The 12,679-nt window shown below is 39.1% G+C and carries 7 protein-coding genes; all 7 read right to left on the reverse strand.

Annotated features, from left to right (window positions below; all coding sequences use genetic code 11):
• Positions 1-10: 10 nt before the first annotated feature.
• Positions 11-901 (reverse strand): carbohydrate kinase family protein, encoded by an 891-nt coding sequence (locus BACCOP_RS17935; protein ID WP_007571622.1) that lies wholly within the window; start codon positions 899-901, stop codon positions 11-13.
• 29 nt (positions 902-930) lie between these two features.
• Positions 931-2,094, reverse strand: coding sequence for an MFS transporter (locus tag BACCOP_RS17940; RefSeq protein ID WP_007571624.1), 1,164 nt, complete (start codon positions 2,092-2,094; stop codon positions 931-933).
• Positions 2,095-2,126: 32 nt separating this feature from the next.
• Complete coding sequence (locus BACCOP_RS17945; RefSeq protein ID WP_007571626.1) at positions 2,127-4,316, reverse strand: alpha-galactosidase; 2,190 nt, start codon at positions 4,314-4,316, stop codon at positions 2,127-2,129.
• Positions 4,317-4,434: 118 nt separating this feature from the next.
• Complete coding sequence (locus BACCOP_RS17950) at positions 4,435-6,312, reverse strand: GH32 C-terminal domain-containing protein (protein WP_007571628.1); 1,878 nt, start codon at positions 6,310-6,312, stop codon at positions 4,435-4,437.
• Positions 6,313-6,495: 183 nt separating this feature from the next.
• On the reverse strand, positions 6,496-8,907 hold the full coding sequence (locus BACCOP_RS17955) for a hypothetical protein (protein WP_007571630.1): 2,412 nt from the start codon (positions 8,905-8,907) through the stop codon (positions 6,496-6,498).
• Positions 8,908-9,191: 284 nt separating this feature from the next.
• Entirely contained in the window at positions 9,192-11,000 is a 1,809-nt protein-coding gene (locus tag BACCOP_RS17960; RefSeq protein ID WP_007571631.1) for a DUF4980 domain-containing protein, read from the reverse strand.
• A 10-nt stretch (positions 11,001-11,010) separates the two neighbouring features.
• The gene (locus tag BACCOP_RS17965) at positions 11,011-12,603 is read right to left on the reverse strand and encodes a glycoside hydrolase domain-containing protein (RefSeq protein WP_007571632.1); all 1,593 of its coding nucleotides are present in this window, start codon (positions 12,601-12,603) and stop codon (positions 11,011-11,013) included.
• Positions 12,604-12,679: the final 76 nt, after the last annotated feature.

Raw genomic sequence — 12,679 nt, forward strand, 5'->3', positions numbered from 1 at the left:
ATACAAAAAATTATTTTATGACGCGATCTTTCAACGATTGCGGCAATACAGGCATTGCTCCGTTCTGAGTACAAACATAAGCAGATGTTTCTACAGCCAGCTTATGAGCTTCGCCGATAGACAAGCCACTCAATATAGAAGAAACGAATGCTGCCGTAAACGAATCGCCTGCTCCAACTGTATCGGCCACTTCAACTCTAGGTGTTTCAACAAAAGAAACATTACCCGGAGTGAAGACATAACTTCCGTTTACTCCACAAGTAAGAATAAGCATCTTCAAGTTATACTTGGCAAGTAAGATCCAGCATTTATCCTGAAGGTCAATACCCGGATAACCGAACATACGGCTTACAGTAACCAGTTCTTCATCGTTTATCTTCAAGATATTACATTTGCTAAATGAATTACAAAGAATCTCTTTGGTATAAAATCCCTGACGAAGATTAATATCAAAGATCTTCAGTGTATCTTCGGCAGGCATAGCATCAATAAAGCGATTGATCGTATCACGTGATACAACGCTACGCTGAGCCAATGAACCAAAGCAAACAGCCTTAGTATGTTTTGCCAGATCTTCCAAGGCCGGTGTATAAGGAATGTTATCCCAGGCTACCCCTTCCTTTATATCATAACAAGGAACTCCTTCTGCATCCAGCTCTACCTGTACTGTACCGGTAGGATAAGGCACTATCTCTACCATAGCATTCAATTTCTTTTCACGGAAATTATCTAAAATCTCCATGCCGAGTTTGTCATCGCCTACTGCACTTACAACACGGCTGTTCAATCCGAACTGTGATACATGATAAGCAAAGTTTGCAGGAGCACCACCTATTTTCTTTCCTTCTGGAAGCACATCCCACAGTGCTTCTCCCATTCCTACTACAATTGTATTTTCCATATTCTAGTTTCTGTTATCAAAGTTAGACATTACTTTTTAATTTTCAAGGTGTAGAACAGCAAATAAATAACACCGACCGTCATTACGGCTACAGCTCCATCCTGTCCCATAGCATCACTGGCAAATCCCATAAACAGCGGGAATACTGTCCCTCCGAACAATCCCATGATCATCAATCCGGAAATTTCATTTTTCTTTTCGGGTACAGCAAGCAACGCCTGTGAGAAGATAATAGAGAAAATATTAGAGTTACCAAATCCGATCAGTGCAATGGCTGTGTAAATAACAGCTTCGGCATCCGATACAAATAATCCCGCCATCGCAAGCAGCATACAGATTACACTAACAACGAAGAACGAGCGTGCAGAAACCTTCTGCAAGATGATAGCTCCTGAGAAACATCCCAGCGTACGGAATATAAAATACAGACTGGTAGCAAAACCTGCCTCATCGAGTGTCATGCCCAGACGTTCCATCAAAATTTTAGGAGCAGTAGTATTGGTTCCTACATCGATACCTACATGGCACATGATACCCAGGAAGCAAAGCAAAATAAACGGACTTCCCAAAAGTTTCAGACAACTTACAAAACCTGAAGCCTTATCCGGTTTTTCTTCTTCAATAGGAGTTGCTCCCAACCAAAGAACAGCTATTACAGCTATTACCATGTATACAGGGAACAGCACACGCCATCCTAATCCGAATGTCGGCATTGCCTGAGTAGCTCCCCACATCGCAATATAAGGAGCAAGGAAAGAAGCAATTGCTTTGACAAACTGCCCGAATGTAAGTGAGCTGGCAAGTTTATCGCCCGAAATAATATTGCTCAACAGCGGATTGAGCGAAGTCTGCATCAAGGCATTTCCTATACCCAACAGGGAGAAAGAACAGAGCATAACACCGTAGTTATCTCCAAAAACAGGTATCAGAAGCGACACAAAAGTCACCACCAGACTAAGCATTACCGTTTTCTTTCGTCCGATTTTATTCATCAGAATACCCGTAGGTACAGAAAATATCAGAAACCAGAAAAATACCAGTGAAGGAAAGATATTAGCCTCCGAGTCTGTCAGATTCAAATCAGCCTTTACATAGTTTGATGCAATTCCCACCAAATCAACAAAGCCCATGGCAAAGAAGCAGAGCATAATGGGAACTAATTTCGCGTATTTCAGTTTATTAGTTGTTGTCATTGTTCTAAAATCTTATATGATAAATAATATGTTTACTTTTGCTCAGTAAGTTCGATCACACAGCTATGAAGAGGTTTGAATCCGAATACCTCCAAACCAATTTTCATCAGATAATCTCCTGAAAGGACCTTTCCATTGGCTTTTAATACTGATTTTACTCCCGGCATCAGGTTGATTTCTTCTACCTTATACATTTTATTCGGATCAAGTCCCTGCAACTTAACCGGGAAAAGCTTTTCTTCAAAACGAGGATAAACATCGTAAGCAAACAAAACAGCTTTCTGCTGGTCTGTGCTAACGTAATTTACTGCCATATGATTACCTTCGTAAGGAGAAACCAAACGATACTGTTCTCCATCCAAGATGGTAGATGACAAACGTTTCCAGTTTGCCACAGCTGTCTGACAATAAACCAGTTCGTCTGCCGACAATTCCTTCAAACCAATATCAAATCCCAGCTTACACATAGAAGCTACATCTGTACGGAATTTAATAGAAGCATTTTTGTTCCAGCTTGTAACGTGTGCACACATAGCCTTAGCCGGGAAGAATTGAGAGAATCCCCACTGGATATAAATACGTTCTACCGGATCGGTATTGTCACTGCACCAAAATTCCGTAAAATGTTTCAGAGCTTCATAGTCACAACGTGCACCACCTCCCGAGCAAAGCATCAAAGGAAGTTTCGGATAATTCTCCGATACCCGTTTCATAACGTTATAAACCCCACGTATATGATCAATATAAAGACGTCCCTGTTTATCTTTTAAATAAGGTGAATAGATATTTGTTATAGGACTGTTGCAATCCCACTTGAAATATGCCAAATCAGGATTTTCTTTCATCAGTTTATCTACAACCTCATACACATAATCCTGAACTTCTGGATTGCTCATATCAAGAACCAGCTGATTACGATAGTAATAAGTTTCACGGTTAGGATAATGAATAGCCCAATCCGGGTGCTTTTCCATCAGCTCACTTTTAGGATTCACCATTTCCGGCTCTATCCAAATACCAAACTCAACTCCTGCCTCTTTGGCGTAACGTACCAGTGCAGGAACACCTCCCGGAAGTTTCTGACGGTTAGCTTCCCAGTCACCAAGACCAGCATTATCACTATTACGAGGATATTTGTTACCAAACCATCCGTCATCAAGCAAGAACATGTCAACGCCCAAGTCTTTCGCCTCTTTCATCAGTTCGGTCAGTGTAGGCTCATCAAAGTCGAATGCAGTATTCTCCCAATTGTTGAGCAACGTCATACGAGTACCTTTTCCATCCTTCAACTGGTAATTGCGTGCCCAGCGCTGGAAATTACGGCTACCCTCACCTGTACCTTTACTCAAGGTAAAAATAAATTCCGGAGTTGTAAACACTTCCCCTTTAGGCAGTTCATACACAGAAGCATAAGGATTTATAGACGGAATAACCCGCAGATTGCCCACATTGTCAACTTCGAATGTGAAGCAGAAATTGCCTGTCCATCCGATGGTTCCCATTAACACATCACCTGTATTTTCAGCAACCGGTTGTCCAAGTCCTACCATAAAGAAAGGCTGTGCATGCATGGCAGCACGACTTCCTAGCTTAGTATCGACTATTTTTTTCCCGAACTGAAGCTGCTGACTAGTCATCTGTACTTCTTTCGCCCAATCGCTGCTGAACTCTGTAAGATAATACGACGGACTGCTGAAATAAAGCATGGTAGAAGCATAGCGGAACAAAGATATCGGTTTCTTTTCCTGATGCTTTATTTCACTCCAAGTCTTAATAATATTTTCTTTCGGATAAGCTATATAATGTAAAGTAACATCTACAGGATATTTGTCATCGCGAAGTAATATATCTGTCTGAGTTCCTCCTTCCACTTGTTTGGTAGAAGAAGATACATAGTACAGCCATGTAGAAGGATTACCGTCGCTATGGGTTACTCCCCATGCCGGTTCAAAGAAGTCCTCATTTCCGGAGGTGCTGCATACTTCCCATCCACGTTCTATCACACTGGCATCAGAGGCCGGATGAACACTCCATTCCAACAGGTCAAGATCGGATTCATGAAGTAACTTCTCACCCAAGTATGACTGATAAAGCCGTCCATTAGGAGCAACCTGAAGAACAAGATCAGTCTGATCGGTAGAAATACGGATAATTTGCTTTTCGGCAGCATATGCCTGCATTCCTACCAAAGCTGCGAGAGCTAAAGTACAAATATGTTTCATGGTTTACAGGTGTATAATTAATGAAGAGAATTTTATAATAAAAAGCAAGTTCAAGTTCCAAAGAACATGAAAGGACGCCAGAACCTGAACTTGCAGAGAACTGAAGCAATCTGACTGCTTACAGTCCTAATTTATAAATTTTCATATTGCTTATCTGTGCTTCACCGTTTTCTGCATAGAAACGCAAAGTGTTGTACGGTTGAGTCGGGAATACCAGATTAGTCATGGCAATACGTCCACCGTCTACAAAAATTTCAACAGAACATTTATCGACAAAAACATTCAGATGATAAGTTTTTCCTTCGCAAAGTGACAGAGGAGCCCATGTACCCAGTGCAAAGTCGTTTTTATAGTTAACAGACATTGTCTTACGGTGATCATCTGTTTCCTTTTCATGTACATTCATTTCTCCATGACGTGCCAAATCGACAATACCACTTTCAGTACGGTCGGCAACCAATTTATCTTCTTTCATATCCAGATAAACTTTTACCTTTTCGCCTTTGGCATTCAACAAGTCAAATCCAACAACTTGCGCCTTGTCAGGAGTTACATCCATTTCCAATTCATAAGCACCATCTGTCTGAGGCACAATTTCATCGATTTTATATTCCCCTTTTACTGCAAAATCATCAATATTACGGGTATCCTTACGCAATGCTTCTGTTTCCTTCACAGCATTGGCAGCCATATAGATTTGTCCGTCTTTTGTATAAAGAGACAATTCACGAGGCAAAGCATTAGCTCCACGATATTGACGGATAGGAGTTGCATTAGCATATTGCCAGTTACTCATCCAAGGAACAGCAATGATACGGTCGCCTGTATTAGAAAAACAAACAGTAGCATAATGATCTTTTCCGAAATCAAGCCATTTGGTTACTTCAGGTTTTGTATCGCATTTAAATTCTTTACCGTCGAAATCACCAACAAAATATTCTGTTGCACTACCACCAAACATACATCCTGGGTTGATATTAACAATCATTACCCATTTCATGTTATTCTTATCACCGTCAACCGGCAACTGAATAAAGTCCGGACACTCGAACTGATTTGGCTGAACACCATACCCCTTGCCAAATCCGCTTAAATATTCCCAGTCTTTCAAGTTAGAAGAAGAATAAAAACGCATCTCCTTATCTGCAGAAACAATCATATACCATTTCTGCGCCGGTTCATACCAGAACACTTTCGGATCACGGAAGTCTTTCAATCCGTCGAACGGAGTCAGAATCGGGTTTTTCTCGTATTTTGTATATGTACGTCCATTGTCGTTGCTATATGCCATACACTGAATCTGTCCGTGTTCATCACTTGCAGATGTATAAAAGGCAATCATAGCATCTTTACCGTAGCCTGCGCTGTTGTTATGATCAACGATAGAACTTCCTGAAAAGATATGTCCTAATGTATCACGAGCTATCGCCGGTTTTAAATGTTCCCAGTGAATCAGATCCTTACTGACAGAATGTCCCCAATGCATATTTCCCCATTTTGATCCATAAGGATTATACTGGAAATACAAATGATATTCACCGTCTTTATATACAAGTCCGTTTGCATCATTCATCCATCCATATAAAGGAGTGTGATGATAAATAGGACGGTAATAATCGGTATTTGCAGTATTGAATGTATCCGACAACTGAATATTTTCCCAGCATACAGCACCAGAAGGAACCTTACCAATAGTAACTGTTGCTTCTTCAACTCCCTGAGGCAATTCGAATGGTACATAATATTCTATGCTGTCTACGGCCAGACGAACGTCCATTGCCATATCAGCAGGACTGCCAGTATCAAGTTTTACTTTTCCTTCACTTGCTGCCTCCTGAATAGGAAGCAATAAATATTTAGTAGGATGAGTTATGCGAACAATAGTCAACGAATCTCCCTGATTTTCGAATGTCAAATTACTTTTCTGTGACTGACAAGCAATCATACTGCATAAAAAAGCTTGTCCCAGGATCAGATTAAAGATTTTACGTTTCATGGTATATGCTTTTAGAATGTTTTAAAGATACTAATTTTTGATTTATCGGATATTAGCCGACTTATTTTATTTATTACGAATACCTATTGAAAACAGGATAAACCTTGTCAGCTTTTGCAAACTCTATCTTCGCTTTGCGGAGATAGAGCATACAAAACTGCTTATTAATTAAGAAACTAACTATTAAAATTTAATTTGTGCAGAGAATTCTACGGTAAACGGACGAATGTAGCTTCCAGCCATTACTGTATTGGCATATTTGCCAGCTTCTTCTTTTGTTACCAGTTCAGCACCAGCTATACTTCCTTTTGCTCCTGTCTGATTCAAGAAGTTAACAACAGAACATCCCAAAGACAATTTTTTGTTAACCTGCCAGTTCAAACCTCCAAAGGTTTCCCAACGTCCGTTGAAATAATATGCATCATTGATATTAGCATAAGTCTTACTAAAGTAACGGAAACTAGTCCAAATTTTCAAATCTTTAGTAATCATATAGCTCGGGTCGATTTCAATAATTACCTGAGGAATTTCTGCAACGATATTGCCTGTAGCATTAATCTGACCAACATATCCATCAGAGAACTTAACCGATGTTTCATACTTTTTATAAGTCGGTTTCTGATAAGTAAACAGGAAGTGCAAATCGAATCCTTTAAACGGAGTAGCAACAACGTCGGTAGTCCATCCCAAAGTCTTGATATCATAGTTAAGTGGAGCAGCCAAGATTTCATTGACACCATTTACCGCATGCTGAAGATTCAATGTTGAGTTATTGTTTGTCTTCGAAATATATGAGAACAATGAAGTCAAGCTCAACCATTCATTATTGAAATAAATTCCGGCACGTCCCAGAGGAACAGATATCTTGTCTGTATTCGGTAATGTAGCAGGTGCAAAGTTCTCGATTCTAGGATGCTGAGTAATGTAAGTGAAGTCACCGGTAAATCCGAACTTATTTGTCAATTTATACGTAGCGGCAGCACTCAATGCATAATTAAACCAATCATAACTCATCGGAGTCGGTTCGATAGATACAGCTCCAGCTGTACCGGCAGCTCCTGCTGCATAACCAGTCTGATTACCATCTACATCGTATACAGGAACAGCAGTGGCTCCAAGATAATAATTAGCAAAACGTCCGACGTAATCACCATTGGCATTTTTTACTGCGGCATTGTTTCCACGAAGTGCCTGATACTCGAAACGTGCACCATAATACAAGTTTAATCTGTCTGTTATATCCCAGTCATGAGTAAAATAAACAGCCAATTTATTTTCATGACCTTTATAATATTCCGAAGCATTCTTATTGAAATCATAATAATATCCGTTTCCAGCATAAGAACGACCGGCTGCAGTTGCAAAAGCAGGATTCCACAAACGTACCGGATAACTGCCGTCTGTAGGAACAGACTGATCATACATGGTTGTATTTGAAGCATAGTCGATGTCATAATACCACTCATTCAATCCCAAACGCCATGTTCCATTAGACAATTTACGTGACAATTCAGTAGTAAACATAAATTCATCGATGAAACCACGATTCAAACATGACATACGGCTTTGCACATATTCACCGTCATACGGCTGCATTGCTCCGTCGGCTGCTTCATACTGATAATCAATAGAGCTGTTAGTACGCTGACTCAGTTCCATAGGAGTCTGATATACACATGAACCAGTAGCATGATCGTATTTCATAACGACTTTCCATGCCAGTCCATTATCCCATTTATAATCATTCATCAAAACGAACTCACTACCCTTATTCTGTACAGCATCGTAAAGATTTGTCTTTTTCAACTCGCCTGTACGCATATCGCGGTATACCATCTCATTATCCATTGGCAAGTAAGATGTAGTACCAAGAGCGAAATCGCCAAACTCTTTTACACTACCATCACCAACATATATAAATGGAGCCGACTGGGTAGCATACATATAAACCGGATGACTGTTGCTATAATGATACATTGCTGTAAATTCACCGCGATTATCATTATAACGTTTTGTCAAAGCAAATTTGTAGATCTGAGTTCTATCCTGGAACGGAGTTGATTTGATTTTAAAAGTTCCCGGATCAAAATCCTGATAAATGCTTCCACTATAAAACCAGTCTTTTGCAATTTCACCATTCAGATTCAATGAAACTTCTTGCATACCAAAATGGTTAGTCTTATAGTTTAATGTACCATGAAAACCTTTTTGTCCCAGCTGAGTAAAAGAGTTTACGGCATAACCGATATTACCAGTAGTAATAGCAGTTTCAGAAATCTTAAGAAGTCCCACATGGCTCAAGCTGGCATCAGCACGCCACAAAGAATTTACGCTGTGAGGATTCGTAGCATAAGTAACAGGAATACCATTCTCGAGTACATTTACATCCGCAGAAGGAAGACCAATCTGAATTTCACGAGGTCCGTTAGCACTAGCAGCATTCAACATCACATTGCGGTTGCCTTCTTCTTTAGAACCACCGTTGTTGTTTGATGATTTATTTTCCTCTTGTGCATATCCATTAGCACAAACTAAAGCAAGCAGCAAGACTGCAGCTCCCATACGATTGCCAAACTGTCTTTTTTCAGTCTTCATAGCATTAAAATTTTGTATGAAAAGTTTGATTTTTTATTTGCTACAAAAGTAGTCAGACGTCTAGTTAACGGGCATAACATATGTTACATCATATAGCAAAAATGTTTCATGAAACAATTTTGTCATACGACGCAACATTTTTACAAATCTGTGTATAAGCGCCTTACACGCTGCCTATACAACAGATTTGTTTCATAGGGCATTTCTTTATGTTTCAATTCTACAGCTAACGCTTATCAAATATGATTCAGCCAGCCTCTTCAAAAAATAGACTTCTATTCTATCTATTGCAATCTATACACATTCATTGATTTAACAATATAGCTTCCTTTATCTGAACTAAAAACCATTCTATTGTATGGTTCTGCAGGGAAAACCAGATTAGTCATCACATATTCCCCTTCTTCACCAAAAGCCTCAACACTGGAACGGTCAATAAATAAACGAAGATGTATTTGATCTGTATTCCTAACAGGAGCAACAGTCACAGCAGGAAAATCACGGCTGAAACCAACAATACCACTAGCACTACGGTCCATAACAAACTGCTTACGTACTACATCGTAATACATGGCTACTTTTTCACCTTTCTCATTCATCAGAGAAAAATCAATTTTAGATGTGCCTTTGTTTTCGATTGCCATTTCTATTTCATAAGCACCTTTATTGTCTGCCAGCAAACTTGCAACTTCATAGTTACCCTTCACCTCAAAAGTTGGTATCTTTTTTTCTTCCGCACGTGCTTTCTTTATTTCAGGTGAAGGTTTACTCTTCAAATACAATTCCCCTCCTACTCTATAAAGAGTCAGGTCACGCGCCAATGTATTCGCACTACGATATTGTGTAGTAGGAACATTATTTGCATACTGCCAGTTACTCATCCAACCCAATGCTATACAACGGCCAGCAGGAGCATTACTCCACGTAACAGTTGCATAATTATCTTTTCCCCAATCAAGCCATTTGGTCTGAGTTGGTGATTCATTCACAAATTTCTTACCATCGAACGAACCAACAAAATACTGAGCAGCACTGCCTCCAAAAGGTCCTCCAGGATTCAGATTACAAATCAATACCCATTTTTTCTCTTTTGTTCCTTCAATCGGAAGTTCTACCAGATCTGGACATTCCCATACACCACCATGTGCTCCTTGCATTGCTCCAAAACTACTTTCCTTCTTCCATTCTTTCAAATTGCCAGATGAATATATCTGCATTTCCTGCCCTACAGCCAACATCATCACCCAATGTTTACCCGGAGCATACCAGAAGACCTTTGGATCACGGAAATCACGCTCAGCCGAAGTCAGTATCGGATTATGTTCATATTTAATAAAAGTCTTACCGTTATCTAAACTATACGCCATACTTTGTGACTGTACATCTCCCCACGGAGTAGATTTTGCAGATGTATAAAAAGCGACAACAGCTCCTTTTCCAAAACCAGCAGTATTATCTTTATCGACAACACAAGAACCACTGAAAATAGCTCCCCATGCGTCAGGAACAATAGCTGTGCCTTCATACGTCCAATGAGTCAAATCTGTACTTGTAGAATGTCCCCAAGTCATATTTCCCCACATCGAACCATAAGGGTTATATTGGAAATACAAATGATACACTCCATCTTTATAAAACATTCCATTCGGATCGTTCATCCATCCATACACTGGAGTATGATGATAAACAGGACGGTAAGTTTCACGATTTGAAGAATAGAACGTATCGGAAAGTTTTATTTCCTTCCAACACAATGAAGATACCGGCATACCCGTAACATCAACAGAAACAGATTTTCCCTGATATGCAGACAAATCTAATGGTACATAATAGTCAACTTTTTCACGAGCCAGACGAATATTTATGTTTTGTTCCAACTGGAATTCATTATTAACAATAATGTTAACCTTACCCTCAGGTGCATTCTCTTGAACGGGAAGAAGTAAAAACTTCTTCACCGAATCCAAAAGAATGATATTCTGTTCATTAGCTAAATACTTGACAACCATGCTGTTCTCTGCACCTTGAACAGTCAGTGAGAGTCCTAGTGCAATAGCTAACAAACTTTTTTTTGACGAAAAATTCAAACTCATAATAATTAGATTAATAATAACTTACTTCAATATTGCTAACTTCAATGGTTCCCTCATAACTATTTATAGACCAGCAGTTCTTCTGTGTACCATAAATACGATTCGTATAGGCTACATTGTCATTGATATAAACAACACAAACAGAATTGTCTGTATAAACAGTTACATGATATTCATTATCGGCAGGAGTATTGAACAGGTATCCGTCAATTCCAGCAACAAATCCCATACCTTCTTCTCCTTGTTCTTCAAAGTTCAGTTTTTTCTTGTTACCGTTATCTTCTGGATTTACAATAATAGAGTAATACTTCTTCGAATCAGTACCACGGGCAAAAGAGAAACCAAACTTATCTGTTTTATCAGTAGCTTTTACAGTAAAGGAAATCTTATTAGCAACGTTCAAACGATTGAATAAAACGAAAGAATTTCCAGTCAATACATACTTACCTGCGTTTTCACTTACTCCGTTTTCACTTACTCCGTTTTCACTTTTAGCCATAACCTTCAACGATGAAACAGTAGTAAATTTATTATCAATACCTTGTATGCTACCCAATGATAAACTACCGTCTTCATGCTGGATGATACGGTGAGCAACCAAGTTACCAGCCCATTGAGGTTCATTCGGCTCAGCTCCGACAGCTGTATTGTTATTACCTTCACGAGTTGGACACCAGCCCCAAATATAACGATTAATACCATCTGAAGCAGTTTTTCCTGCATAGAAAGCACGAGAGTCCAAAAGACCTTCATGATCATCAGGCCATTTACCAGCGTCATTAACCGTACATGCCTTCAGTTCATCCAGCGTACGTCCTTTAAAATATTGGACTTTACGGATTGCTACATGCTTTTCTGAGTAAACCAAATACCACCAGTCACCCATCTTAAAGACATCTGGACATTCATAGAAGCGATCCCACATCATTGACATAAATACACCTTTGTGTTCCCAAGACTTCAAATCAGAAGAAACAAATTCTGCCAAAACGCCTTTTGTTCCCTGCATAGTAGAAACAATCATATGATAAATACCATCATCACCTTTGAAGACAAACGGATCGCGGAAATCCTTAACACTGTATCCATAGTCATTTCCCTGCAAATAAAATATCTTGCTTTTCGTCCATGTCTTAAAGTCAGAAGAAGTTGCCATCATCACAACTTCTTGGTTGGCAGTATGTCCTGTATAAAAAGTATAATATAACTTTTCAGAATCATTATATATCGTACTACCCGTACCTATTGCAGCATCAGCTTCCGACGCATTACCAGTAGAAATCACTTCCCCCAAAGACTGGTATGAGTCTACATTTTTTGTACTTACTCCCCAAATAGGATGATATGTTGCCTCCTGATTAGGACGAAATTCCTGCAAATACAAAATCTTAAAATTCTGTTCTATCGGATCATAAAACGGCATCGGATCGCCTGCATAACCAACATACGGTTTATAATAAGTAGTAAACTGTTCATCTGTTGAAGCAAAATATGTTGCAGTGCCATCCCAGTCTTTCTGTGTCAATATAGGATCATCATTATCATTGCAACTACCTAATGACATGAATGCAGCTAAAGCTAAAGAATATATCATTGTTTTCATAAATTACATTATTTTTTTAATGTTGTCCGATAAACATTTTACATATTCCAAATATCTGAATTTCTAAAATTCTTTT

This window comes from Phocaeicola coprocola DSM 17136, assembly GCF_000154845.1.
Classification (GTDB): Bacteria; Bacteroidota; Bacteroidia; order Bacteroidales; family Bacteroidaceae; genus Phocaeicola; species Phocaeicola coprocola.

Coding starts and splice junctions, on each gene's coding strand:
- BACCOP_RS17940 (WP_007571624.1), bottom strand. CDS start 2,094: ATGACAACAACTAATAAACTGAAATACGCGAAATTAGTTCCCATTATG.
- BACCOP_RS17965 (WP_007571632.1), bottom strand. CDS start 12,603: ATGAAAACAATGATATATTCTTTAGCTTTAGCTGCATTCATGTCATTA.
- BACCOP_RS17950 (WP_007571628.1), bottom strand. CDS start 6,312: ATGAAACGTAAAATCTTTAATCTGATCCTGGGACAAGCTTTTTTATGC.
- BACCOP_RS17955 (WP_007571630.1), bottom strand. CDS start 8,907: ATGAAGACTGAAAAAAGACAGTTTGGCAATCGTATGGGAGCTGCAGTC.
- BACCOP_RS17935 (WP_007571622.1), bottom strand. CDS start 901: ATGGAAAATACAATTGTAGTAGGAATGGGAGAAGCACTGTGGGATGTG.
- BACCOP_RS17960 (WP_007571631.1), bottom strand. CDS start 11,000: ATGAGTTTGAATTTTTCGTCAAAAAAAAGTTTGTTAGCTATTGCACTA.
- BACCOP_RS17945 (WP_007571626.1), bottom strand. CDS start 4,316: ATGAAACATATTTGTACTTTAGCTCTCGCAGCTTTGGTAGGAATGCAG.